Annotated in this window: 18 protein-coding genes; 12 read left to right on the top strand and 6 right to left on the bottom strand. The window is 69.3% G+C overall.

Annotated elements, in window-relative coordinates:
* Window positions 1-53 precede the first annotated feature (53 nt).
* Window positions 54-1,541, bottom strand: a complete 1,488-nt coding sequence (locus SYV04_RS26895) for a sensor histidine kinase (protein ID WP_321548773.1) — start codon at window positions 1,539-1,541, stop codon at window positions 54-56.
* A 160-nt stretch (window positions 1,542-1,701) separates the two neighbouring features.
* Entirely contained in the window at window positions 1,702-2,247 is a 546-nt protein-coding gene (gene atpH / locus SYV04_RS26890; protein ID WP_321548772.1) for an ATP synthase F1 subunit delta, read from the bottom strand.
* A gap of 194 nt (window positions 2,248-2,441) precedes the next feature.
* On the opposite strand from atpH, the gene SYV04_RS26885 reads away from it, so the two are divergent.
* The 6 genes from SYV04_RS26885 to SYV04_RS26860 all read left to right on the top strand — a co-directional run bounded on the left by SYV04_RS26885 (window position 2,442) and on the right by SYV04_RS26860 (window position 11,105).
* Entirely contained in the window at window positions 2,442-4,262 is a 1,821-nt protein-coding gene (locus SYV04_RS26885) for an Hsp70 family protein (RefSeq protein ID WP_321548771.1), read from the top strand.
* A 128-nt stretch (window positions 4,263-4,390) separates the two neighbouring features.
* Window positions 4,391-5,554 (top strand): TIGR02266 family protein, encoded by a 1,164-nt coding sequence (locus SYV04_RS26880; protein WP_321548770.1) that lies wholly within the window; start codon window positions 4,391-4,393, stop codon window positions 5,552-5,554.
* Between the two features lie 137 nt (window positions 5,555-5,691).
* The gene (locus tag SYV04_RS26875) at window positions 5,692-7,836 is read left to right on the top strand and encodes a beta-propeller domain-containing protein (RefSeq protein WP_321548769.1); all 2,145 of its coding nucleotides are present in this window, start codon (window positions 5,692-5,694) and stop codon (window positions 7,834-7,836) included.
* 150 nt (window positions 7,837-7,986) lie between these two features.
* Entirely contained in the window at window positions 7,987-9,363 is a 1,377-nt protein-coding gene (locus SYV04_RS26870; protein ID WP_321548768.1) for an MATE family efflux transporter, read from the top strand.
* A 4-nt stretch (window positions 9,364-9,367) separates the two neighbouring features.
* Window positions 9,368-10,153: a phytanoyl-CoA dioxygenase family protein gene (locus SYV04_RS26865; RefSeq protein WP_321548767.1), complete on the top strand. Its 786-nt coding sequence runs from the start codon at window positions 9,368-9,370 to the stop codon at window positions 10,151-10,153.
* A gap of 361 nt (window positions 10,154-10,514) precedes the next feature.
* Window positions 10,515-11,105: a hypothetical protein gene (locus tag SYV04_RS26860; protein WP_321548766.1), complete on the top strand. Its 591-nt coding sequence runs from the start codon at window positions 10,515-10,517 to the stop codon at window positions 11,103-11,105.
* Window position 11,106: 1 nt separating this feature from the next.
* Here the strand turns inward: SYV04_RS26860 and SYV04_RS26855 are convergent, their stop codons facing one another.
* Window positions 11,107-11,820: an esterase family protein gene (locus SYV04_RS26855; RefSeq protein ID WP_321548765.1), complete on the bottom strand. Its 714-nt coding sequence runs from the start codon at window positions 11,818-11,820 to the stop codon at window positions 11,107-11,109.
* Between the two features lie 49 nt (window positions 11,821-11,869).
* Window positions 11,870-12,460 carry a hypothetical protein gene (locus SYV04_RS26850; RefSeq protein WP_321548764.1) on the bottom strand — a complete coding sequence of 197 codons (591 nt, stop codon included), beginning with the start codon at window positions 12,458-12,460 and terminating at the stop codon, window positions 11,870-11,872.
* 102 nt (window positions 12,461-12,562) lie between these two features.
* Here SYV04_RS26850 and SYV04_RS26845 point away from each other — a divergent pair, with 102 nt between their 5' ends.
* The gene (locus SYV04_RS26845) at window positions 12,563-13,726 is read left to right on the top strand and encodes an AAA family ATPase (RefSeq protein ID WP_321548763.1); all 1,164 of its coding nucleotides are present in this window, start codon (window positions 12,563-12,565) and stop codon (window positions 13,724-13,726) included.
* A 4-nt stretch (window positions 13,727-13,730) separates the two neighbouring features.
* Here the strand turns inward: SYV04_RS26845 and SYV04_RS26840 are convergent, their stop codons facing one another.
* Window positions 13,731-15,002: an SGNH/GDSL hydrolase family protein gene (locus tag SYV04_RS26840; protein WP_321548762.1), complete on the bottom strand. Its 1,272-nt coding sequence runs from the start codon at window positions 15,000-15,002 to the stop codon at window positions 13,731-13,733.
* A gap of 176 nt (window positions 15,003-15,178) precedes the next feature.
* On the opposite strand from SYV04_RS26840, the gene SYV04_RS26835 reads away from it, so the two are divergent.
* Together SYV04_RS26835 and SYV04_RS26830 are read left to right on the top strand one after the other, a co-directional pair.
* Window positions 15,179-17,974, top strand: a complete 2,796-nt coding sequence (locus tag SYV04_RS26835; protein ID WP_321548761.1) for a hypothetical protein — start codon at window positions 15,179-15,181, stop codon at window positions 17,972-17,974.
* Entirely contained in the window at window positions 17,971-20,778 is a 2,808-nt protein-coding gene (locus tag SYV04_RS26830; RefSeq protein WP_321548760.1) for a hypothetical protein, read from the top strand. Before SYV04_RS26835 ends, SYV04_RS26830 begins: the two co-directional genes overlap by 4 nt.
* 6 nt (window positions 20,779-20,784) lie before the next feature.
* Here the strand turns inward: SYV04_RS26830 and SYV04_RS26825 are convergent, their stop codons facing one another.
* Window positions 20,785-21,483 carry an alpha/beta hydrolase gene (locus SYV04_RS26825; RefSeq protein ID WP_321548759.1) on the bottom strand — a complete coding sequence of 233 codons (699 nt, stop codon included), beginning with the start codon at window positions 21,481-21,483 and terminating at the stop codon, window positions 20,785-20,787.
* 113 nt (window positions 21,484-21,596) lie between these two features.
* On the opposite strand from SYV04_RS26825, the gene SYV04_RS26820 reads away from it, so the two are divergent.
* From SYV04_RS26820 to SYV04_RS26810, 3 genes are all read left to right on the top strand, one after another.
* Window positions 21,597-22,724 carry a sensor histidine kinase gene (locus SYV04_RS26820; RefSeq protein WP_321548758.1) on the top strand — a complete coding sequence of 376 codons (1,128 nt, stop codon included), beginning with the start codon at window positions 21,597-21,599 and terminating at the stop codon, window positions 22,722-22,724.
* Window positions 22,721-23,530 carry a LytR/AlgR family response regulator transcription factor gene (locus tag SYV04_RS26815; RefSeq protein WP_321548757.1) on the top strand — a complete coding sequence of 270 codons (810 nt, stop codon included), beginning with the start codon at window positions 22,721-22,723 and terminating at the stop codon, window positions 23,528-23,530. Before SYV04_RS26820 ends, SYV04_RS26815 begins: the two co-directional genes overlap by 4 nt.
* 122 nt (window positions 23,531-23,652) lie before the next feature.
* Window positions 23,653-25,677: a M12 family metallopeptidase gene (locus SYV04_RS26810; RefSeq protein ID WP_321548756.1), complete on the top strand. Its 2,025-nt coding sequence runs from the start codon at window positions 23,653-23,655 to the stop codon at window positions 25,675-25,677.
* The last annotated feature ends 45 nt before the right edge of the window (window positions 25,678-25,722 follow it).

Below are 25,722 nucleotides of genomic sequence, written 5' to 3'. Positions count from 1 at the left end.
GGGAAGTGTGAGAGGCGTTATCGCCTCGGTAAGGGGAAGGGCCCGGACGGGGGCTAATAGGTAACCGTCACCCGTCGGGGCAGCCACGCCTTGAAGCTCGTTCCGCGCTCCGCCGAGGACTCCACGCTGATGCGCCCGCCGTGCGCCTCGGCGATCTGCCGGGCGACGTAGAGCCCCAGCCCCAGCTCGCCTCCGCCGGCCCGCTTGCCTCGCCGGAAGGGCTCGAACACGGCCTCCCGGTCCTCGGGGGGCAGGGCAGGGCCCTGGTGCAGCACCGACAGGGTGACGCCGTCGGACGCGCCCTTCACGTCCAGTGCGACCGAGGCCCCCTTGGGGCTGTGGTACAGGGCGTTCTGCAGCAGGTTGCACAAGAGCTGCATCAGCCGCATCTCGTCCCATTGGCCCTTCAGATCGCCCTCGGTGGCCACCAGGATGGTGCGGTCCGGCTGGGTCATCCGCTGCTCGGCCAGCACGGCGTCCACCACCGCCTCCAGGTTCACCGGGGCGGGCTGCACGCGCAGGCCGCCCGTGAGCCGCGCCTGGGTGAAGTCCAGCATCTCGCGCACGGTGCGCTCCATGCGGCGGGCGGCGCTGGCCATGTAGGAGAGGTTGCGCGCCTGCTCGCCCACCAGGTTCCCGTCGCGCTGCAGCGACTGCACCCCGTGGTGGAGCGTGCTCAGCGGGTTGTGCAGATCATGCCCCACCAGCCCCAGGAACTGCTCGCGCAGGTACTCGGTGCGCATCGCGGCCTCCTCGGCCGCCTTGCGCCCGCTGATGTCCCACATGGCCATCAGTCGCGCGGGTTGTCCCCGGTAGTTCACCTCGCGCGCCAGCACCTGGAGCGGCACCCGCTGGCCGGTCCGGCGCACCGCCGTCAGCTCGTAGGGCACCTCCAGCATGTGCCGCAGGGCCTCCAGCGAGGCCGCGCGCGACTCGGGTGACAGGAAGCGCGTCACCGGCTGCCCGCTCAGCTCCTCCGGCGTGCAGCCTAGCAGGGAGGCGCCGCCCCGGCTGGCCTCCAGCACCACGCTGCCATCGTGGATGAGGTAGCCGTCGCACGAGAGGTCCACCAGCGCGCTCAGGCGCGTCTCGGCCTCCCGGGCCCGCTCCGCCTCCCGCACCTGCTCCGTCTCGTCCTGGACCATCAGGGTGACGCCGGCCAGCAGCCCTCCGGTCATCGCCGGCATCAGGCTGAGCCGCAGGTGGCGCATGCCCTCCGTGGAGGATGGCCCGCTCAGGGCTCCCGACAGCGTCTCGCCGGTGACCGCCTCGCCCGCCAGCGCGCGCGCACAGAGCGGAGAGAGCGCCGGAGCCAGCACCGCCCACGCCTCCGCCAGCGGCCGGCCCAGGAGCGTCGAGAGCGGCTGGCCCATGAGCGCCGAGAGCGCGTCATTGGCCCACTGCACCCTCAATTCCCGGTCCAGGAAGCCCACCGCCCAACCTGGCGCGTTCAGTAGGGCCTGGAGAAAAGGCCTGGCTTCATCCGGCACCGCGAAGGGCGGCGCGGCGGCAAGAATTCGCGGAAGAGCGGGCTGGGCCATGGGCAGGTGGGCCAGGAATCAAAGACTTCTGTCCGGGCTTACGGCAAGAGTATAGCCGTTCCGGGACCTGCTGGAAATGCTGGCCTTGCGGGAAGCGCCGGTGTGTAGAGGACCTGACGCGTCGGCTCCCCAAGTGTTGGGGAGACCCCTTCCCAGGGGGTCAGAGCTGCTTGAGCTCGCGGCGCATCTGCTCCAGCTGGGTGCGCACGCTGCCGTCATAGAGGACGCTGCCCACCTGCGCGGAGACTCCGCCCAGCAGGCTCGGATCCACGCGCGTCTCGAGGACGACGTTGCGCTGGGTGAGCTGCTGGAGGTTCTTGCGCAGCGCCTCCAGGGCCTCGGGCGTCATGGGAGCGGCGCTGGTGACGACGCCCCGGGCGCGGCCCGAGCGGGCATCGGCCATGTCGCGGTAGGCGCGGGCGATGTCCGGCAGGTAGATGAGGCGGTTGCGGTCCACCAGCAGGCGCAGGGTGTTGGCCAGCGCGGGCTCCACGGTGCCCATCATCTTCATGAGCGCCTCCACCACCTGGCTGCGCTGGGTGCGCGTGTAGGCGGGGTTGAGGAGCACGTCCGAGAGCTCGCGGCTCTTCTCGAAGGCCGTCACGAAGGAGAGGAGCTGCTCGGCGACGGCGTCGATGCGCTGCCCTTCGGCGGCGACATCGAGGAGCGCACGGGCGTAGCGGCGGGCGATGGACACGTTCACCATGGCGGCCGCGCCCTTAGCACGGCCCCCGGGTCCGGGCAACGGATCTCCGAAAAGCCCGTACGGACGGTGGATCCATCCTCCATCGCACGGCTAGATGGACTCCGGGGAAGAGAGGTAGCCTGTGACGGGCATTCCCTTCGGGGCAGGTCTTGGCGGCGGGTGGGAGGCTCCTTACGGTGGCACCCCGTCCGGCCATGCAAGAACCCGTCATTGGCATTGATCTCGGCACCACCAACAGCGCCGCGGCCGCCGTGGAGGCGGGCCGGGTGCGGCTCATCCCCTCACGCTCCGGAGGGCGGCTCACCCCGTCGGTGGTCGCCCTGGATGACCAGGGGGAGCGCGTGGTGGGCACCGCCGCCCAGCGCCTGGGAGAGGCACAGCCCGACGCGGTGGTGTGGGCCACCAAGCGCTTCCTGGGTCGGCGGTGTACGCCAGAGCTGGTGCAGCAGGCCAAGGCGCAGGTGCCCTTTCCTTTGATTCCCGGCCCCACGGGGGATGTGCGGGTGCGCCTTGCGGGCAAGGTGCTGCCCGTCACCCAGGTGGCGGCGATGATCCTCGGCGAGCTGAAGCTGGACGCCGAGGCCTACTTCGGCCGGCCGGTGCGCCGCTGCGTGATTACGGTGCCGGCCAACTTCGATGACAACCAGCGCTCGGCCACGCGTGAGGCGGCCTCCATCGCCGGCCTGGAGGTGCTGCGGCTGGTCAACGAGCCCACCGCGGCGGCGCTCGCCTACGGGCTGTCGCGCGGCTTCCAGGGCAATGCGCTGGTGTTCGACCTGGGCGGCGGCACCTTCGACGTGTCCATCCTCGAGGTGAAGGATGGCGTCTTCGAGGTGCGGGCCACCGGCGGCGACGTGTCGCTGGGCGGCGAGGACTTCGATCAGCGCATCGTCCAATGGCTGGTGGCGCAGGTGGACGAGTCGATGCGGGAGGTGGTGGCGCGGGACGCCTCGTCGCTGCGCCGGCTGAAGGTGGCGGCGGAGGCGGCCAAGCGCGAGCTGACCGAGTTCGAGGAGTCCCTCATCTCTGTGGGGGACCTGGGCGACCACACCCTGCCGGGCAACAAGCGCCTGACGGGCGTGGAGACGGTGCTCACGCGCTCCTTCTTCGAGACGCTGTCCGAGCCGCTGTCGCGCCGCTGCCTGAATGTCTGCGAGGCGGTGATGCGCGACGCGAAGATGGATCCGCGCTCGGTGGACGTGGTGTTGCTGGTAGGCGGCATGACGCGCGTGCCGCTGGTGCGCCGGCTGGTGGCGGACTTCTTCGGCCGCGCGCCCTCCACGGACGTACACCCGGACGAGGCGGTGGCGCTGGGAGCCGCGGTCCAGGCCGACGAGCTGATGCGCCAGTCGGGCGCGGCGCTGCTGTTGGACGTGGCGGGCCAGTCGCTGGGGGTGGGGGTGCTGGGCGGGCGCGTGAAGCGGCTCATCACCAAGAACACGGCGGTGCCGGTGGTGGCTCGCGACGTGTTCCTCCCGGGCCGGGCCGGCCAGTCCGAGGCGCGCATCCCCATCTACCAGGGCGAGGGAGATTACCAGGACGACAGCCGCAAGCTGGGCGAGGTGGTGCTGCGCAACCTGCAGGTGGGCCAGCGCGCGGAGTCGCAAATCGAAGTGACGTTCTCTCTGTCCAGCGAGGGCATCCTCTCGGTGCGCGCGTTGGACCTGCGCACGGGGCTGACCGAGCAGGTGCGGCTGGAGGCGCGCACCAGCCTGCCGGTGCCCGAGGCGCGGAAGCTCTCCCAGGAGCAGGCCGAGTACGCCAGCGTCCGGGCCCAGGAGGACGCGCGCCAGACGGAGGAGAAGTTCCGCAAGCTGCTGGAGCGCGGCGAGAAGCTGGCGCGCCTGCTCCAGCGCAGCGCGCGCGAGAACCCCAGCCCCGAGGCGGACGCCGCCGTGGGCACCGTGCGAAGCCTGGTGGACACCGGTCAGGCCGCGCTCCAGGCGGGAAACCTCGAGCAGTGCGCCTTCGTCGCACGTCAGCTCACCCAGGTGCTCTCCGGCCGCACGGCCTGAGCCCACTGTCCGAAAGCCCACCAGTCTTGCCGCACCGTGTCGCGCCGCGCACGCTCGCGGCGTCCTCCCGCGCACAGCACCCAGGTCCTTACATGGTCCGCCCGGCGGATCAGCTCTAAGGCTGTTCCATGGAACCAGCGCTCTCGCGGGATGAGATCTTCGTGGTCGATGACTCTCGCATGGCGCGAGAGATGGTGTGTGACCACCTCTCCCTGCTGGGCTGTGAGCCGGTGCCCCTGGAGAGTGGCAATGCGTGCCTGGCCGAGCTGGAGCGGCGCGTGCCCGCGCTGGTGCTGATGGATCTGCGCATGGCGGGCATGCAGGGCGACGAGGCGTGCCGGCGCGTGAAGGCGCACCCGGCCGCTCGCGGCGTGCCTGTCGTCATGCTCACCAGCGCCAGCGCCCCCCATGAGGTGATGCTCTGCTCGCGCGCGGGCGCGGATGACTTCCTGCCCAAGCCGATGGAGCTGGAGGCGCTCACCGCCAAGGTGGTCGCCGTGCGCGCCTCCCGGGAGCACGCGCGCCATGCGCCTCCGGGTCTGGGCGTGCTGCTGGTGGAGGGCAGCCGCTCCCTGGGCGCCTTCCTCGGGGGAGCGCTCGAGAACGAGGGCTTCCACCTGCTCTACGCGCGCCATGCCGAGGAGGCCGAGGCGCTCGTGGCCGCGCACGGCGCGCGCCTGGGAGGGCTCGTCCTCGACCTGTCGCGCTCCTGCGCCTTCCAGGACGGGCTGTCGCTGGCGGACCGGCTGCGCGCGGCCCTTCCGAGGAAGCCCCTGGTGCTGGTGGCCGGCGTGGAGGAGCCCCCGGAGGTCCACGCACGGGCGCGGGCGCTCACCGGCTCGCCGCTGCTGGAGCGCAGGCGGCTGACGCCCGACACGCTGGTGACGCGGGTGATGCAGAAGCTCAGCCCCACCGCGCTCTCGGTGCGCGCCGCCGAGCGCGTGCCGCTCTTCTCCGTGGTGGAATTCGCCTCGCGCTGCGGCCCCCTGCTCACCGGCTTCAGCTCGGACGCCAGCCCCGAGGGCCTCTTCGTGCGCACGCTGACCCCGGTGCGCACGGGCACCCGGCTGTCGCTGCGCGTGACGCTGGCCGGCCAGCGCCAGGCCTCCACCGTGGAGGCGCAGGTGGCCTGGTCCAACCCCCTGCGTCAGGGCTCGGCCTTCCATGCGCCCACCGGCATGGGGCTGCGCCTGGAGCGAGTGGACTCGGAGCTGGCGGCTCGGCTCCAGCGCGTCATGCCGCGCGCTCTCGGTTTTTCGCTCTCGTTTCCCTCGCGTCCCTCAACTTTCTGAGAGGCCGTGGCTCCTCCAACCTCCTGAATTTCCCAGCGCCGCTTCCTGGCACGCGGGTGGCAACGTCGGCGCGACACGCGGTCGCGGCCGCCCCGGCGAGGGCGGCTCGGCAGGGCCGGAGAACACGGAGGAATTCCATGAAGTGGATGCGATTCGGAGGGCTTGGGTTGGCCCTGGTGGTGGCGGGGTGTGACAGTGACAAGACCGGGCCGGAGCAGCAGGGCCTTCCGGGGAACATGCCGCTGCAGACGCAGGCGCGGCTGCAGAGCTTCGACACGTGCGAGGACCTGGAGTCCTATATCGAGGACACCGCGGTGCTCGACATGCGCGCGCAGGTCTCCTGGCAGAAGCGGATGATGGATTACTGGGACCGGGGCGGTGGCATACCCGTCGATGACGGCGGGATGCCCGAGGCCGGCGCTCCCGGCATGCCAGGCGCGCCCCCCAACCAGGACAGCGGCGCGGGCGCTCCGGGTGGCAAGCCGAACGACTACACCGACACCAACAACCAGGTGAAGGGGGTGGACGAGGCGGACTTCGTGAAGAACGACGGCACGCGCATCTTCGTCATCTCCGGCAACAAGCTGTACCTGCACCGCTCCTGGCCCGCCGAGTCGCTCCAGGCCATGAGCAGCCTGACGCTCGAGGGTTGGCCGCAGCAGATGTTCCTCGCCGAGCAGGACCGCGTCGTCATCTTCTCCGCCGTCACCTACCAGGAGCAGGGCAGCGGTGGCAGCAAGCCGGGGGGAGGCATGGACGCGCCGTGCTCGCCCGTGAGCTGTGGCGGCTACGGCTACTACGGCAGCAACGCCACCAAGGTGACGGTGGTGAACGTGGCCGACCTGGCCTCGCCGCAGGTGGTGGATGAGCTCTACCTGCCGGGCAGCTACTCCAACGCGCGCCGCACGGCGGGCACGGTGCGGCTGGTGCTCAACGACAACTTCCGCTACCCCGACGGCCTGCGCTGGTGGCCTGATTACGAGCCGGATCTCTGGAAGGACAAGGCGCGGCTGCAGAAGGCAGTGGATGCGCTGATGGACCAGAACGAGCAGGTCATCCGCGACCGCTCGCTGGCCCAGTGGCTGCCGAAGGGCTGGCGCAAGCGCCCGGACGGCACCCGGGTGGAGGTGGGCTATGACTGCCGCGACTTCCACCGCAGCAACACGCCGGCCAAGCTGGGCTTCGTCACCGTGGCCACGCTGAACCTGGACACCGGAGCGCAGGAGTCCACCGTGCGCCGCACCAGCCTGGTGGCCGAGCCGGGCGAGCTGTACATGAGCCATGACGCCCTCTACATGGCCAGCCGCCACTGGTGGTGGTGGCCGGAGGACGGGCAGCGGGACTACACGTACCTGCACAAGTTCGACATCCGCGAGCCGGGCGTGACGCGCTACGCCGGCAGCGGCTGGGTGGACGGGTACCTGCTCAACCAGTTCAGCATGGACGAGCACGAGGGCGTGCTGCGCGTGGCCACCACTTTGAGCACGTGGCGGCGTACCGAGGAGAACCCCTGGGGCACCGCGGAGACGACCAACCGCCTCACCACCTTCCGAGAGCGGGACGGCTTCCTGCGGAAGGCGGGCCAGAGCGAGGAGCTGGCCAAGGGTGAGCGCATCTTCAGCGCGCGCTTCATTGGCAACAAGGGCTACGTCGTCACCTTCCGGCAGGTGGATCCGCTCTTCACCTTCGACCTGTCCAACCCCGAGAATCCACGCAAGGTGGGCGAGCTGAAGGTGCCGGGCTTCTCCACCTACATTCACCCGTTGGATGACAGCCACCTCATCACCATCGGCATGCACGTGCCGGAGAACCCTTCGGACCCGAGCCCGCGCGCGGTGAAGCTGTCGATGTTCGACGTGTCCAACCTGGCCAACCCCCAGGAGACCTTCACGCAGGTGGTGGGCACCGCCTACGGCTGGAGCGACGCGCTCTACGAGCACAAGGCCTTCAACTACTTCCCGGCCAAGGGGCTGCTGGCCATCCCCTTCTCGGACTACACCCCCAGCCCGGACTACTGGAGCGGCTTCCGCAGCGAGCTGAAGGTGTTCCGGGTGGACACCACCACGGGCTTCACCCCGCTGGGCTCCATCTCCGTGGCGGACCAGTACCAGGTGCATAGCTACCGGGGCTGGTCCTGGTACTGGACGCCCAACGTGCGCCGCAGCGTGATGGCCGATGACTACGTTTACGCCATCAGCGACGCGGGCGTGCGCGTGGCCCACGTGGACAACCTGCAGGTGCCGCTGGCCAGCACGTCCTTCCAGCCAAGCTTCACTCCGTAGCCGGAGCCCGCTCGGGCTTCGGTGCAGGGCCGGCCGGTCCGTCCTCGGGGGGACGGGCCGGCCGTTTTTTTGTCCGTCAAGGTGGACAGCTGTCGGCCGTCGTCTTCCAGGCGCATTCCGCGCCAGAAGACGCTATAGGCCGGCTCGCCCATGTCTACCGTCGTGAAGTCCCCTCGCGAGGAGTTTCGCGAGCTGCTGAGGCTCGCCATCCCCATCGCCATCGCCCAGGGCGGTCAGGCACTCATGGGCCTGGTCGACACGCTGGTGGTGGCCAGGGCGGGCACCTCGGCGCTCGCCGCGGTGGGCCTGGCCAACGCCCTCTTCTTCGCCGTCAGCGGCTTCGGCATGGGGCTGATGATGGGGTTCGACCCGCTCATGTCGCAGGCCTTCGGAGCCCGGAACTCCTCTCGGGCCCGGGCGCTGTTGTGGCAGGGCGGGTGGATGTCGCTCTTCGCGGGAGTGGTGTTGGCGGGGGGGCTGCTGGCGCTTCCCAGCCTGCTGCCGTTCGTTGGATATGCGGAGGCGGACCTGACGGATACGCGCGCCTACCTGCTGTGGCGCGCGCCCAGCCTCGTGCCGATGCTGGCCTTCCTCATGGTGCGCTCCTACCTGCAGTCGGCGGCGAGCACCCGGGCCTTGGTGGTGGCCACGGTGGTGGCCAACGTCTTCAACCTGGGCGCCGACATCCTGCTCGTGTTCGGCGGCGGCATCCTGCCCGAGGGCTTCGGCCCGCTGCGGCGCATCCCCGCCATGGGCGCCGAGGGTGCGGCGCTGGCCACGTTGCTGTGTACCCTGCTGCAGCTCGGAATCATCCTGAGCGCGGTACGCTCCATCTCCTTCACGGGAGGGCTCCCCGTGCGCCGCCCGGTGGGGGCGGACCTCAAGCAGGCCGCGCGGGTCGGCATTCCCATCGGCGCCCACCTCACGGCGGAGATCGGCGTGTTCGCGCTCGCCGCCGCGTTGGCCTTCAGGCTGGGCCCGGCGAGCATGGGGGCACACCAGATCGCCATCTCCTATGCGAGCCTCTCCTTCACCATCGCCCTGGGCATTGGCAGCGCGGGCAGCGTGCGTGTGGGCTGGGCGGTGGGGGCGCACAACACGCCCCAGGCGCGGCTCAGCGGCTTCATCGCCTTCGCGGGGGGCGCCGGCTTCATGGCGCTGTCGGCACTGGTGTTCGCCCTCTTCCCGCGGACGCTGGCGGACCTGGCCGGCGCGCAGCCGGACGTGGTGCCGCTGGTGGTGCCGCTGCTCATCGTCAGCTCCGTCTTCCAGGTGTTCGACGGGGTGCAGGGCGTGGGCGCTGGCGTGCTGCGCGGGGCGGGGGAGACGCGCTTCACCTTCCTCGCCAACATGGTGGGGCACTACGGCATTGGCCTGCCGCTCTCGCTGGCGCTGGGCTTCGGGCTGAACCAGGGCATCGTGGGAATCTGGTGGGGCCTGTGCGGGGGCCTCATCTCCGTGGCGCTCGCCCTGCTGTGGCGCTTCCACCGCTTGAGCGCGGGCACCTTACGCCCCCTGGAGGCATGAGACGATGGCGGAACTCTCGGATGCGCAGATCAGCCAGTTCATCGAGCAGGGCTTCCTCCGGCTCGAGCACGCCTTTCCCCGGGAGCTGGCGGATGAAGGCCGCGAGCTCCTCTGGCGTGGCACGGGGTGCGAGCCGGGCGACCCGAAGACATGGACCCAAGCCGTCGTCCGGCTGGGCTACCAGGGACAGGAGCCGTTCCGCCGCGCGGTGAACACCCCTCGGCTGCATGCCGCCTTCAACGAGCTGGTGGGGCCGGGGTACTGGCTGCCTCGCGGCGATCTCGGCACGTTTCCCATCCGCTTCCCGAGCCCCGACGCTCCGGGGGATGACGGGTGGCACATCGACGTCAGCTTCCCGGGAGAAGACCCGAGCTCCTACTTCTCCTGGCGGGCGAATGTGGCCTCGCGAGACCGCGCCCTGTTGATGCTCTTCTTGTTCTCGGACGTAGGCGAGGACGACGCGCCGACCCGAATCCGAGTGGGCTCCCACCTGGACATTGCCCGACTGCTCGAGCCGGAGGGCGAGGCGGGGTTGACGTTCATGGAGGTGGCGCAGCGGCTCGACACGACAGCGGAGCGCCCGGTCGCGCTGGCCACGGGAGAGGCAGGCACCGTCTACCTCTGTCATCCCTTCCTGGTCCACGCGGCCCAGCCGCACCGCGGCACCCGGCCGCGCTTCATGGCCCAGCCGCCGCTCCTTTCCGCTCAGCCGTTTCAGCTTCATCGCGAGGATGGCGCCTACTCCCCCGTGGAGCGCGCCATCCGCCTGGGACTCGGTCGCGGCGCCTGAGCGGAGGTATGGCGCCGGTGTCCCGGAAACCCGGCGGGTAGGGGCGGGCCTGTCGGAGTCCCGGCCGGCCCGCACCGAGGGGTTTCGCGGGGATGCGCGGCTCACAGGCCACACCACCCCCCGTTTCCACGCCTCGGGAGGTCGGCACCCGCTTTGCACAAAGCCCTGGGCATGACGCTTCTGGGCATCCAGATCTTCTGTGTCACGACGGTGCTGCTGCTGGCCCTCGTCGCGCGCGACGCGCGGTAGAGAAGTGGCGCGGGGCCTCGGAATTTCGAGGCTCGTGAGGCCACGGGGACAGCCTCTCCGCAGGGACTCGCCGCGCCGCGAGAGGGGCACCCGGTTTGCAGCCGTCGCGGGCATGACACGAATCCACTCCCGCCTGTCGCTGGTCGCCGTACCGCTGTGGCTGTCGCTCTTCGCGTGCGGTTCCTCGGACACCGAGGCCAAGGTCTTCCAGGCCAACACCGAGGGTGGCACCGAGCAGAGCTTCCCCGAGTTCGACTCGGAGCTGGTGGGCACGGATCCGCTGCAGCTCCGCACCTGCAGCAAGGACCCGACGCCCCTGCTCGCCGATGACGAGACCACCCTCTGCCTGTTCCTCGACCTGGATGTGGCGGGCCTGGACGCGGCGGGAGCGCCCGCGACGCTGGCCATCGGCGGCGAGGCGCGGATCGACCGGGTGATCAGCGATGAGTCCCCCGCATTCACGTCGGCCCCGGGCCACTCGCCCGTGGTGACCGCGGCGTGGGCAACCGTGGGGTGCTACTCGCGTGTGCGCCAGGGCCCTCTCGTTCAGCAGCTCGAGGGCCGGGTGGTGCTGGAGCAGAACACCCGGGCGCGGCTCGCGGGTCGCGTGGTGCTCTCCTCCAAGGGCCAGGTGACGGTGGCCGACTGCGGCAACGCCGACTCCGCGAGCTTCGACTTCCTCTTCGACCTGGCGCGCCCCTGAGCTACCAGGGCAGGTAGGTGGGCAGCATGTGCCGCCAGGTCGGCCAGTCGTGGATGCCACCGTTCCAGACGGACAGGTGGTTCCCGATGTCCTTCTTCCACAGCATGCTGGAGAGCTGCTCGTTGGCGGGGCGGCAGAAGTCGTGCTCGCCCACCGCCAGCACCATCTCCACCCGCTGCAGCGCGGAGAGCTGAGCGTGGTCCGACACGTTCGGCAGCCACTGCGTACACGAATGGAAGTACACGCTGTCGTCGTGGTAGCCGTCGAGGAAGTCCGCCGTGTCGAACTTGCCGGCCATGGAGATGAGGCGGCGGAACACGTGCGGGTGGCGCAGGCCGATGTTGTAGGTGTGGAAGCCGCCGAAGCTGCACCCGGCCAGCGTCAGCCGCCCGCCCGTGCTGCGGCTCATCAGCAGGGGCACCACCTCATGGAGGAGGTACGACTCCCAGGCGGCGTGCCGCGCCACCCTGTCGTGCGGGTGCATGTGCCGGTTGAGCCAGGTCTCTTCGTCGATGGCGTCCGCGCACACCACGAGGTAGCGGCCCGCCTGGATGCGGTCGGCGATGGCGCCCACCAGCCCGAAGTCCTCGTTCTGGTAGAAGCGGCCCCGGCTGGTGGGGAGCAGCAGCACCGGCTCGCCCGCGTGCCCGTAGAGCAGCAACTCCATGTCCCTTCCGAGACGGTGGCTGTACCAGCGGTGGTATTCGCGGTTCATGCGCGGAACCTTAGCGCTCGACACGGCGCGTCGGAAGGGCGCGCAAGGCTCAGAAGCGCAGCGTGGGCCCGACGAGGATGGAGTTGATGGGCTTGGCGCATTGGCGCGCGGCCTGCTGCTCGTAGCGCACGTCACACCACTGCCACGAGGTGGCCGCCGTGGCGCCCCAGTGCTTGCCCAGCCACATATCGATGCCGAAGCGCAGCGCGGCGCTCATCGCCTGGAACTCCTGGCGCACCAGTTGGCCGAACTCGTCCGGTGTCAGCGGGTGGGACTCGCTACGGGCCAGCCGCACCGCCAGCCAGGGCGAGAACATCCGCTCGCGGAATACCCGCATGCGGACCTCCAGCCCGTACTGGCGATAGTCGAGCTGTATTCGCCCGGGGGAGCGCTGCTGCAGCTCATCGAGCTTCTGGCCCCATGTCTCCGCCGCCTCGCCGTAGATGCCCAGGGACAGGCCTACGGGAGCCTCCACTCCAAAGTAGGCGTTGATGGCGGCGCCCTTGGCGTCCCACTCGCTCATGTGGTCCAGCGCCATCCCCGCGCCCAGCGACAGGTACCCGCGCCACTCTCCGGCCTGGGCCGCTCCCGCGTACAGCAGCAGCCCCAGCAACACTCCGAGCTTCGATACAGGTTGCATCACCCCTGAAGCATAGCCCTCGGGGGCGGGGGCCGGTCCACCGCCCCTCGGGTATGGCTCGTCGTTCCGAATCCCCCGTCGGGCCTCATACACTGCGCGTCCATGTCCCTGTCCTTCGAAGACGCCGCCGCCTCGCTCCGGGATGCCCTCGCCGACGCCGGCCGGGGCCTGGTGGAGCGAGAGGCCATGGTGGAGCTGGTCGCCCTGTCCGCCGTGGCGGGCGAGCACCTGCTCGTCATCGGGCCTCCGGGCACCGCCAAGAGCGAGGCCGTGCGCCGCACTGCCCGGGCCCTGGGGGGCAGCTATTTCGAGTACCTGCTCGGCCGCTTCACCGAGCCGTCGGAGATCTTCGGGCCGGTGGACCTGCGCAAGCTGCGCGAGGGGCTGGTGGAGACGGAGACGGCCGGCATGCTGCCCGAGGCGGACGTGGCCTTCCTGGACGAGGTGTTCCTCGGCTCCACCGCCATCCTCAACACGCTGCTGGGTGTACTCAACGAGCGCATCTTCCGTCGGGGCCACACCCGGATGAAGTGTCCCCTGCGCGTGTGTGTGGGCGCCTCCAACGGGCTGCCCGAGGAGGAGTCGCTGGCGGCGTTCGCGGACCGGTTCCTGGCGCGCATCTTCGTCGAGTCCGTGCCGGATCCGCGCCTGGAGGAGCTGCTGGCGGGAGGCGCCTCGCTGTGGCGCGACACGGAGGCACGCACGGCCTCGCTGGTGTCTCTGGATGTCCTGGCCCGAGCGGCGCAGGAGGCGGATCTGGCGCCGGTGCGCCCCCACCTGGCCCATGGACTGCGCACACTGCGGGCGGCGGGAATCGGGCTGTCGGACCGGCGCGCGGTGAAGGTGCAGCGGCTCATCGCGGCGGCGGCGGCCCTGGCGGGGCGGCGGGTGCCGGGCGTGGCGGACCTGTGGCCGCTCATCTACGCGGTGCCCACCAAGGAGGGGCAGGCGCTGGCGCGCGAGGTGCTGCGCGAGCTGTTGGCCTCCACGGAGAACCCGGCACTCGCGGCGGCGGCGCTGGAGGCGAGCGCGGGCCCTCTGGCCCGGGCGCAGCGCATCGCTCGGGCGGGCCGCGAGGTGCTGGGGGGACGGCCGATGGACAGCGCCGTCGAGGAGCTCTCCGCGTGGCGGCTCAAGCTGGAGGGCGTGGCCCGGGAGATGGACGCGGGCTTCGCGCCCGAGGCGATGCCCGCGGAGCTCCTGGCGCTGCGCGAGGAGATCCGCGCGGCGCTGGCGGGACCGGCTGACGCGGTGGCGGAGGCCTGAGGCCTCAGGGCTTCGAGGTGATCAGCGCGAGGTCGATCGCCCTGGCCATGGCCTCGTAGCCCGCATCGCTCGGGTGCAGGCGGTCGCCGCTGTCATAGGCCGGCAGGATCGCCAGGGGGTCGGCCGGGTTCTTCATGATGTCGGCGAAGTCGATCACCCCGTCGAGCGTCTTGTTCTCGCGGATCCAGGCGTTGAAGGCCTGCCGCTTGGGCTCGTGGGCCTCCTGGTAGTAGGAGGTGCCCGCGACCGCCGCGCCCTTGTAGGGCAGCAGCGTGCCCACGAGCACCTTGACGCCCCGGGCCTTGGCCTTGTCGATCATCGACTGGAGGCCCGCGGTCATCTGCTCCACGCTCACCTCCTGGTTCGGGACGAAGGAGGCGAAGCCGATGTCGTTGATGCCCAGCAGGATGATGACGTGGCTGACGCCGCTCTGGCCGAGCACGTCACGCTCGAAGCGGTCGACGCCCTTGGGACCCATCACGTCCGTGAGGATCCGCCCGCCGCTGATGCCCGCGTTCAGCACGCTGACGGTGCCGATGTTGCCCTCGGCCCGCAGGCGACGGACCAGGAAGTCGGTCCACCGGCGGTTGCTGCCGGGCGTGGAACCCACCCCGTCCGTGATGGAGTCACCGAAGGCCACCACCACGCTGGCCCTGGCGCTGCTCCGTACATCGACGCCAGTGATGAAGAAGTACGAAGTGCGCGTCTCGGGGTTGGAGAGGGTGTCCGTGGCCAGGGCGTTGCCAGCGGCCACATAGTTGTCCCGCAGGGCAAACATGTGCTGGGTGGACGCGGGGGTGTCCGAGGCGAGGAACAGGCTCACGGCCAAGTCGGTCTCCGCCTCCACCGCGAGCGCCGCGGGGTCGCTCCACAGCTCCTCACCGGCGGGGATGGACACGGAGGGCTGGCCGTTGAACTTGAGCTCGGTGCTGGAAGCGGGCGCGATGCTGGCGCCGCTCTGTGCCCGCGCGATGCTCGCGCCGTCGATCTTGAGCGGAGCCTTGCCGAACACGTTGCTGAAGCGCACGCGCACTTCCTTGCCGCCGGCCGAGGTGCGCAGCACCTGTCGGATCGTCTGGTTGCTGAAGACGAGCGGCGGGAGAGGGGTAGGGAACGGCTCGTTGTAGTCCTGCGGCGCGACGCTCCAGGTTCCGTACCAGCTGGCGGCCGCATCGTCGTGGGTGGCGCGGCCGAAGCAGGCGGTGAGCAGGCTCGCGGCCAGGAGGGCGAGCAGGGTGCTCCAGGTGAAACGCTGCCGAGACAGGGAAGGTGTCATGGGCGGCAGGTTAAGCGCGGCCCCTCGGAGCTGGAAACGAAAGGGTTCGCGAGGGAGGGGGCGGCGGCCATCCGAACGAGTTCCGCGCCACCTCGGTCGCTCCTCCCTTGGGGCCGTTTTCTCCGGCACTTCGTCAGGTCCACCTCTGTCTCATGGAAGACGGAGGAGGCGCGGGAATGGATCCGACTGCGAGCAGCTCGCCCCGGAGCGCGTTTGGCACCGAGCGGGGCCCCAGGCCCGAGGCCACGGCGCTCAAGTGGCACGATCTCCTCCCGACCACCCAGGACGCCCTGGAAGAGCTCATCACCTGGCTGCACTCGGCCTCCGGCACGGCGGTGTCGGGCGATTCGCCCCAGCACCAGGAGAAGGAGGAGCAGCTCGCCACGAGCGCGCTCGTCTCCGGAGACCGGGGCTTTGGCAAGACCACCATCCTGCTGTCGGCCTCCTACGCCCTGCGTGTCCCCCACGAGTTCCTCAAGGTCGAGCCACAGAAGGAGCCCACCCGGCTCTCGCTGCTGAGCACCAAGCTCGGTGAGCTCCATCAGCGCCTGGTCTGGTTGGACGCCCTCGACATGGAGCCCATCCCAGCGCAGGCCAACCTGCTGGCCACGTTGCTGGTCCGCGTCCGCAATGCGCTGGACTCCGGTCGCAATGTCCCAGGACGGGAGCGATGGGCTCCTCCCTCGCTCCTCGAGGAGGGGCTGGATGACCCCTATGGGAAGATCGACAAGCTCGTCCGGGATGCCACCTTCATGTGGGAGGACATCCAGGCGCAGGGACAGGATCCCCGCCAGCGCGCGGATCAGCAGATCAAGGCCGCGGAGATCTACGCCACCTTCCGCCAGAACTTCTTCAAGGCCATGGATGCCGTCTCCAGCCTCCTGGCCGCGCGGCGCTTCGGTCAGGGCAGCGAGAACAAAAGGGTCCTGCTGGTGCTGCCCATCGACAACGTCGATCGCAGCATCCAGCACCTGCACCTCATCCTCAAGCTGACGCGGATGGTGGCCAGTCGAAGGCTCTGGTTCGTCCTCGCCGCCGGGCGCGCCGAGTTCCAGCTCTTCCTGGAGCGGACCTTCCAGGCAGAGCTGTCCTCGTCCGGCCACGCGCCGCTCGGGACCAAGGCGCGAGAAGAGACCCTTTCCATTGCCCGCCGCCAGGCCGCCGCCGCCATGCGCCGGGTGCTTCCTCCCATCCATCGCATCCAGATCGCGTCGGTCACCCCCAGGGCCGCCTGGGAGTTCCGGGCCGCGCCCATCCTGGCCGGCGGTGATGCCCAGGACACGAAGTGTCTCGCGGACTTCCTGAAGGATCTCTACCTGGCTGGCAGGACCCAGGCCTCACCCAACCTGAAGTACTTCGCGGACCTCTTCGATGTCCGAGGGCGGCTCGGCGACCTGGTACGAGCGGAGTACCTCGACGTCCTGCGAGAGCAATCGGCGGAGAACGGGCGGGGCGAACAAAGGGCGAAGGGAGCGGACGGCCAGTCCCGCACGGGGAGCGCGGAGCAGGATGGGCCCATCTTCACCTATGCGGCCAGGCTCGCCCTGACCTTGTCGGCTCGGACCGCCCTGGATCTCTGGCAGTCGCTCAAGGCCGCGCACCAGCAGAAGGAGCAGTGCCAGAAGACGCTGGACCACGCCAAGGTGCCATGCCCCAGTTGTGCGGAGCGGGTCATCCACGTCGCCGAGGGAATGCTGCGCACCGCCATCGACGAGAGCGAGCTACCGGCCTGGGCCAGTGAGCAGCTCCTCAACCGCATCATGCGTCGCAACACCCTGAACCGCGTCGTCCTGGACCTCACGGGCAAGCCCGTGCGCAAGCTCAAGCGCACCACCCTGTCCGACGTGTTGGAGTGGAACCCCCAATGGAGCAGGCAGATGCCGGACAGGCATGCTCCCAGCACACATCCTCCGCAGAGCGTCGAAGGACACCCGCTGGTGAGCACCGAGCAGTACCCCCTGCTGCGCACCGAGCTGCACCTGCGGCACTTCCAGGACGACATCCTCGAGCTGCACGATCTCGACAAACCTGGCAGAGCGGTGCCGCTGCCTCCGGCGGTCGCGGGCTGGTTCATGCTGCTGCACGATCTGCTGGTGCTCACCCAGGAAGGGCGGGTGATGAACGTCTCGTTCATCCCGCTCGAGACCGCTCCCGAGCTGGTGGTGACCGTGCATCAGGCATTGCTGCAGCCCTCGCAGCTCACCGAACTCGACTTCTGGTGGTTGCCTCCCAGCTGGGACACCTTCATCGACTTCTCCATCTTCGTCATTCAATGGAGGGCCTTCCTTCACCGCACCACGAAGCTCTTCCAGCCCGCGGGTGACCAGCTCGTCCAGAAGGAATTCGCGGAAGCTCGCTTCAACCTCGTCATGGCCGCGTGGATCGACAACGTCTGCTCGGTCGCGAGCGAGCATCGCGGCAGGTGGGACTGGGCGCAGCTCACCGAAGTGGTGCCCCCGGGCAAGGCGAGCGAGAAGGTCCCGGGCGAGACGTTGCCGCCTCGTAGGTTCGATGCCGAGGAGCTGCTCCCGAACTACCAGCGGGCGGTCGCCACCCGCGTCGAGAATCTCTTCGCGAGGGCCCGGGAGCAGAGCGGTGGCTATGACACGCTGTGGATCTCCCGCCTCTGGCTCGAGCAGACCCTGCCCCTGATGCTGCACCCGGAGTTCCTGCCACCTCCCTTCCTCACGAATCATGAGTGGCTGCTGAAGGAGATGGAGGAGAAGTTCCCCGTCTCCCTCTGGAAGAGCATCTGGCAGGAGAACAACCCCTTCATCGAAGCACGTCGGCGCGAGCTGGTGATCGAGGTGCTGGAGCGCTCCCGAACCTTCCAGGCCTATCAGGAGGCGGCTCGCACCAGCCGGGGCTTCAGCGCCCGCTTCCTCCGCGGCTGGCTCCACCAGTCCTGTGACAAGTGGCTGGAGACCGTGGGGGACCTGGAGACCGAGGGGGAGCGGGGCATCAAGCTATGAGCGGTCCCCATACGCCTCCCAGCGCCACCCTGGCGCCCAGACGGGTCCCCGAGGCTTATGTCCGCTCCGAGATCGCCAGCTATCCGCTGGTCAGCCTGACGGCGTTTCGCAGCGCCATGGTCGAGCTCAACCCGGAGCTCGACCCCCGGAGGGGAGAACCCACCCGCGCGCTCTGGCAGCAGTGCGAGCAGTCCCTGTCGGAGCACGCCAGCGGCTGGTCCCTGGACAGGCTCATCATCGCGCGCAACTTCTTCTGGTTCGGCGAGGTGCCGGGACGCCGACGCATCTCGTCCCTGCAGCCAGTCTCCATGCTGCGCTACCTGCGCAACCTGGCGCAGAGCTTTCTCGAGCCCCGCTCCGGCGTCACCGAGGTGCTCCAGAGCTTCGAGGTCAACGCCTTCGAGGCTTCCATGCACTACCGCTGGCTCACGTTCGCGCTCCCAGAGGACCTGCTGCTCTCTTCCATGCCCGTGGAGCCGGCACCCTCCCAGGTGGATGTCGAGCCGCCCCTGCTGCTCCGCAGGCTGGTGGACACTGGCACCGCGGAGATCCACCACCACGTGGGCGCGGGCATGGACTTCTCCATCCTCTGGGCCTCGTTGTTGGCGAGGCTGGCCGACCCCACCCTCTCGCACAAGGAGCTGGAGAGCCCCGGCCTCCCGTTCGAGACAGGCGAGGTGATGATGAGCTGGGTGCTGACCGCCGCCGTGGTCCGCTGCGTGCTCGCCGAGTTCTGCATCCGCCGGGAGAGCATCCCTTCTCTTCGCCTGCAGGGATTCGTGGACGCGCTGGGCCATTCGCCCGCCTGGCCCATCTATCGGCTGATGAGGCTGTACCAGGCCATCCAGGCCCTGTCGCACGGGAGGGACTCGGAGCTTCCCGAGTTCTATCGGCTGAAGGACCTCTATGGGCAGCTCCACCCGGTGGGCAGCACCCTGCCGTCCCGGCCCATCGAGAAGCTCGAGGAGGTCTGGCGGTACTGTGACCCCATCTCCATCCGCTTGGGGCTGCACACTCCCAACGGAGGGGAGCGATGGTTGATGCGCCAGGGCCTGCGCTACCTCGTGGAGTGCGAGCAGGAGGAGCACGAGCAGGGCGCCTCTCCTGGCTCGGCGGATCCCTTTTTCCGCCGGCTCTTCTGGCAGGTGCTGCGGATCCGGTGCGTGTACTACCGCACGGTGGTGCAGCGGCCGTTGACCGCGGGCCTGCAGTGGTTCGTCCGCTTCTATGACCGCCTGCGGTGGGCGAGCAAGCCGCTGTATGCCGCGCGCGCCGAGGTGTCCTTCCACGTGGCGGGGCGGTCCCAGCACCTCTCCGCCCTGGAGGTGCGCATTGGCCCCGCGCTCAGCTCGTATGGGCTGGCAGAGGAGCTCTGGACGCTCACCCGCTCGTGGAAGCACGTGATTGGGACGACCGATGCGCCTCGGCATGGCCGGCGCGAGCCTGAGTTCGGCGTGCTCATCCACTTCATCAAGGAGCATGACCCGGGCAGGCTGTGGGCTGCTGGTGTGCCGCCCGCGGGCGACCGTCGGACGCATGCCGAGCCCCGGCCCGATGATCTGCTGCGGCCGGGGGGCCGCTACGCGGACTTCTTCGAGAACCAGGCGGTGCGCGCCCGGGCCATGGTGGAGTTGGTGCGCAACGTGCCCTCGGTGCTGTGGCTCCTGCGAGGGTTGGACGTGGCCTCCTACGAGCTGGGCGAGCCCACCTGGGTGATGGTCCCCCTCTATCGCTACGTCCAAGCGGAGGCGAACCTAGCCGCGACGACCGCCGCCGCCTGGCAGGGTCGCCATTCGCCGCCACCGCTGCGCCTGACGGCCCATGTGGGCGAGGACTTCCGTCACCTGATGGAGGGCCTTCGACGCATCTTCGAATGCATCCAGTACCTGCTGACCCGCTCCGGGGGACGGCTGGGCCACGCCACGGCGCTTGGCGTGGAGCCTCGTCTCTGGGCGGAGTCGTCCGGCTCAGTGATGATGACGGCGGAGGATTGGTTGTGGGACCTGATCTTCGAGTGGCGGCTATACAGCAGCTACCGCATCGCCCCCGAGCTCCGCGCGGAGGCGCCTCCCGGCCGGCCGGAGCAGGTGGAGAACCGCATCCGCGAGCTGTCCAGTAGCATCTTCCGGCACAGCTACGAGCCGCAGGTGCTGGCCGAGGTCCACCATGTGCTGCACCAGCTCTTCTGCGCCCCGATCGGGAGGGTCCGGGCGGAGGGCAGCCTGGATGCGTTCGCTCGCGCGGTGCTCACCCTCGATCCCGAGCACATTCGCTACTTCCCGATGGTTCGGAAGATCCTGCTCCGCTACCGCGAGGACGAGCAGGTCTTCCAGCGCGGACAGGAGCCCGTGGACATCACCCTGGATGCCTCCGAGGTGGCGGCGCTCTACTCCGTTCAGAACGCGCTGCGACGCGGTGTGGAGATCCGGGGGCTCGTGGTGGAGATCAATCCTTCCAGCAACCTGCTGATCGGCGACCTGCTGGACCTGCGCAACCATCCCATCCTTCGCCTCAACCCGCCGGAGCCCCAGGGGAATGCGCCGCCACCGGTGCCCATCGCCGTGGGCTCGGACGACCCCATCACCTTCAGCACCTGGCTGATGCGGGAATACTCCCTGCTGCACGAGGCGGCCCTCATCGCCGGCTACTCGGAGCGGGTGGCGTACCAGTGGCTGGACCGCATCCGGCGGACCGGTCTGGATGCCCGCTTCACGGTGGCCTGGCTGCCCACCGCCCGGGACATGGCGGATCGGTTGATGCGCGAGCTGGGCGAATACCTTCAGCGCTCGAGCATCCGAAGCTGACGCCGCTCAGTCCGTGGAGTCGGGGCCAGTGAAGAAGTCGAACGCCTCGCGCGCCACCGCGGGCGGCACCTCGTGGCCCCCGTCGAACTCGCGGTAACGCACGCGCAGGCCCGCCTTCTCCATCTGTGAGACCACCTTGCGGCCGCACTTGTCCACCGGGAGCACCGAGTCGCTCAGGCCCTGGGAGACGAAGACGCGCGGGCTACCACGCAGCGTCTCCGGCACGGCGAACCCGGGTGACAGCGCGACGATGTGGCTGAAGAGGTCCCCGTTGGTCAGCCCGAGCGACAGCGCGTAGGAGGCTCCGTCCGAGAAGCCCAGCACCACGAGACGACGCGGGTCCACCGCGAACCTCGCGAAGGCGTGTTCGAGTGCCCGGTCGATGTAGCGCACATCCGGGCCCCACCCGCGCAGCCAGACTCGGTCCCAGCTGGGGCCTCGCGCGTCCGGGGCGAGCAGCACCATGCCCGCTTCTTCGGCGAAGGCCACCAGTGGCTCCAGCGCGCGCCGCCCGTCGCCGCTCGCCCCGTGCAGCACCAGCGCGAAGGTCGCGGGTCGGTCGGGTGTATAGGAGGTGGGCACGAAGAGCCGCCCATCCTTCAAGAGCGACAGCCCCAGCGGGTGCATGCCGGGAGGCGGCGCGGGCTCTCGGGAAGTTCCCGGCCGCGCGCGCAACCGCGCCAGTTCCTTGTCCTGTCCGCTCACTGTTCCTGTCTCCTCGCGCCGTGAACATCATGGCACCAGGACACTCCTGTTGCCGGCTGTTCGCCGGGGCCTCGATTGACAGGGCGGTCGGACGCATGAACCATTGACCTGCCTTGCTCTCCCCTCAACGCACATCAAAGGCCGAGTTTTCGCCCTGGGACTGGCGCCTGCTGGCGCTTGCCTTCCTGGGTTGGGGCGCCGTCTTCCTGGTGTCCTTCGGGCAGCAGTCAGCGTCCGCCCTGCTCTATGGCACCCCCGCGCCAGATCGCGTCTGGTGGGTCAACGCCATGGGAGGGGGCCTGCTGTGGGTGCTGATGACCCCGTGCATCTTCGCAGCGTCGGAGCGCTTCCCGCTGGGCCAGCGCCGCTGGGCGCTCCACCTGGGAGTGCATGTGGCGCTGCTCGTCCTCTTCTGGGTGATGGACGTGGCGGTGTGGCTCCTGCTCGATCGATGGATGGGCGCGCCGCCCAAGCCCTGGGTGGACAGTCTGCTCAAGGGCTTCTTCGTCAACTTCTTCAGCTACTTCGCCGTGGCCAGCCTGAGCCACGCGCTGCGCTACCACCGCTTGTATGTCGAGCGCCGCCTGCGCACCGCCGAGCTGGAGAGCCAGCTGCTGCGCGCCCAGTTCTTCGCCCTGCAGATGCAGCTGCGCCCCCATTTCCTCTTCAACGCGCTCAACACCATCTCGGGCCTCATCCGCACCGGTGACTCGCGCGGCGCCGTGCAGATGACGGCGGGTCTGGCGGATCTGCTGCGCGCGGTGCTGCGCAGCGACGGTGCCCAGGAAGTCCCCCTGCGCCAGGAGCTGGACTTCGTGGGCCGCTACCTGCGCGTCGAGCAACTGCGCTTCCAGGATCGGCTGCGCACCCACATCGAGGTGGACCCCGAGGCCAGCGACGCGCTGGTGCCCCACCTGCTGCTGCAGCCCCTGGTGGAGAACGCCGTGCGCCACGGCTCGCGCGGGGACGAGGGGGAGAACCGGGTGGACATCCACATCACCCGCGAGGCGGACATGCTGTGGCTGCGCGTGCGGGACATGGGCCATGGGCCCATCGAGCGCGAGAAGCCCGAGCCCGGAGTGCCCGAAGAGGGCGGCATCGGCCTGACCAACACCCGCGCCCGGCTGCGCCACCTCTATGGTGACGCGCACCGGCTGGAGCTGTTGCCCGCCGAGGGCGGTGGTGCCCTGGCCGAGGTGGCCATTCCCTTCCGCCGCGTGGGCGCGGAGCAGCGCTCATGAGCCTGGCGCCGCCCCCGCCTCCCATCCGCGCGCTGGTGGTGGATGACGAGCGCATCGCCCGCGAGAGCCTGTGCGCGCTGCTGGCCGCCGACCACGAGGTGGAGGTGGTAGGCCAGTGCGCCAATGGCTCCCAGGCCGTGGAGGCCCTGCGCCGGCAGTCCGAGCCCGTCGAGGTGGTCTTCCTGGACGTGGAGATGGCGGGCAAGGATGGATTCCAGGTCCTCAGCGAGCTCGGAGACGAGCGCACCGCCGCCGTCATCTTCGTCACCGCCTACGAGAACTACGCCCTCAAGGCCTTCGAGTTCCGGGCCCTGGACTACCTGCTCAAGCCCTTCGATGACGAGCGCTTCGCCCAGGTGCTGGCCCGCGCCAAGGAGCACGTGAAGGGCGTGCGCGTTCAGCGCGCGGCGCGCGAGCTCGCGGAGATGCTGGGCACCTCCCTTCCCGCGCCCACCCCGCCGCCCGCGCCCCGCTACGTGGAGCGGCTGGTGCTCAAGGACATGGGCCGGATGGCCTTCCTGCCCGTGGGCGAGATCGACTGGCTGGAAGCCGAGGACAACTACATCCAGGTGCATGCCGGCGCGCAGAAGCACCTCGTCCGCCAGTCGCTGCGCGAGATGGAGGAGGAGCTGGACCCCCGGCGTTTCGTGCGCATCCACCGCTCCACCATCGTCAACGTCGAGCGGGTAAAGGAGCTCCGGCCGCTTTTCCACGGCGAGTATCAAGTCACCCTCCACGACGGCACCAGCCTGAAGCTCAGCCGGGGCTACCGCGAGCGGCTGGACGCCCTGCTCGGCAAGGGGTGACGGTTCACCGGCCCAGTAGGCCGGTTCACGGCACCGGGGGAGCGTTTCACGGCATCTCACCCCAGGGGCCACTCCCTCCTTTATAGGGTGCCTCATCTTCTTCACCCGTGAGGCACATCAACATGAAGACGTGGTCGTGGGGCCGCTCGCGCCTGGGCGCTCCTTGGATTCTCCTCGCTGTCGCCGCCGTGCTGTCCCAGGGCTGTGAGCCCGTTGCCCCCGAGGCCCCCGTGAAGGGCTCGGCCTTCCTGCCCTTCGGTCGAAGCCGGACGCCGCAGGAGGTGCCCTATGTCGTCGAGGGCGAGTGGGCGGTCACCCAGGGCGACATCCTCCTGGGGCGCGTGGAGCAGGTCGAGGCCGAGTCCGCGCGCGTGCGTGCGGAGGTGGCTCGGGCGCAGGCCGAGGGCAACGTCTCCGCGTCCGGTCTGGGCATCCAGGACAGCTTCTACCGGTGGAGCAACGCCGTCATCCCCTACGCGTTGGACGCCTCGTTGACGAGCCAGCAGCGGGCGGACATCCAGTCGGCCATGGCCCACTGGGAGCGGCGCACCGTGGCCCGCTTCACCCAGAAGTCGGTCTGCGACCTCTTCGAGAACTGCATCACCTTCCGGCGCAACACCGAGGGGGGGAAGGGCAAGTGCAACTCCGTGGTCGGCAGGCTGATGATCGGCCTGGTCCCCGCCCGTCAGGACATCAACGTGGCCGACTGGTGCCGGAGCGGCAATCTCGTTCATGAGATCGGCCACGCCCTGGGCCTGTGGCACGAGCACAACCGGTCGGATCGCGACAACTACATCGATGTCCTGGAGGGAAACTTCGCCGATTGTCTGGACCAGTTCAACAAGGAGACCGACAGCGGCAAGAGCATGCAGGGCTATGACTTCGCCTCCATCATGCACTACTCGATCACCTCGGACTGCAGTGAGAAAGACGCTGCCGGCAATGCGCTGCCGCTCTTCTCGTACGTGACGACTCCCCCCTCGGGAGTCACCGTGGGCCAGCGCAACGGCCTGAGCGATGGTGACCTGAACGCCATCACCTCGATGTATGGCAGCTGGGTGTTTCGCAAGTATGCGGAGTACCTGCAGCCCAACCTCTACCTGTACATCGGCGACCCCATCACCGACGAGGGACGGGCGCGGGACTGGGGCCGTTACCAGCACTATGAGAACGCCTCCATCTACTGGCACCCGGACACGGGCGCCCACGTCGTCCGCTGGGAGATCCGCTCGAAGTGGGAGGAGATGGGCTGGGAGAACGGCTTCCTCGGCTACCCCACCTCCGACACGCTGGACACGGAGGATGGCCGCAAGGTGAACCACTTCGAGGGCGGCTCCATCTACTGGCGCGCGGACACCGGGCACCAGGTCATGGTGAGCGACCCCTCGGGCGGTGAGTACGAGTGGTTGTCCGGCATGAAGGGCCACGTCGATCGCATCATCCCCACCACGGGAGTCGAGGGCTGGGTCTACGACGTGCATTCGCCGGGCTCTTCCCTCCAGGTGCATTACTACATCGACGGGCCCTCGGGTTCGGGAGCGCCGTTGTTCACGGCCACCGCGAACCAGCCGCGCAATGACGTCAACGACGTCTTCTCCATCCCCGGCGCCCATGGCTTCCAGCTGCCGATTCCCGCCCAGTACTACGACGGGCAGCCGCACACCGTGTACGTCTACGGCATCGATACGGACGGCCTGAGCAATCAGGCGGTGGATGGCATCCCCCATACCTTCACCTTCGGGGGCGCCGAGGGCCACGTGGAGCGCATCACCAGCACCGGCACCGTGAAGGGCTGGGCGGTGGACCTGCACGCGCTGAGCACGTCCCTCGCGGTGCATTACTACATCGGTGGTCCCGCCGGCTCGGGCTTCCCGGGCTTCTCCGTGCCGACGAACGTGTTCCGCTCGGACATCAACGGCATCTACGGCGCCACGGGCAACCATGGCTTCGAGTTCACCATCCCCTCGCAGTTCCACGATGGCTACCAGCACCCCATCTACCTGTACGCCATCGACGCGCAGGGTCTGCACAACTCGCTGCTGGACGGCAAGCCGTACAACTTCGTGCTCGGTACGCCTCCGCCCACGGATCCCGATCCCATCTACTGCCGCGAGAAGCCGTGGATGTGTGACCCCACGCCGTACTGACGGTTGGCCCAAGTGGAGAGGTAGGGCCGCCCGGCCTGGGGTGGG

It is taken from the genome of Hyalangium ruber (genome assembly GCF_034259325.1).
Taxonomy (GTDB): domain Bacteria; phylum Myxococcota; class Myxococcia; order Myxococcales; family Myxococcaceae; genus Hyalangium_A; species Hyalangium_A rubrum.
The sequence above is the reverse complement of the archived record's forward strand: the minus strand, read 5'-3'. Positions and strand labels throughout refer to the sequence as shown.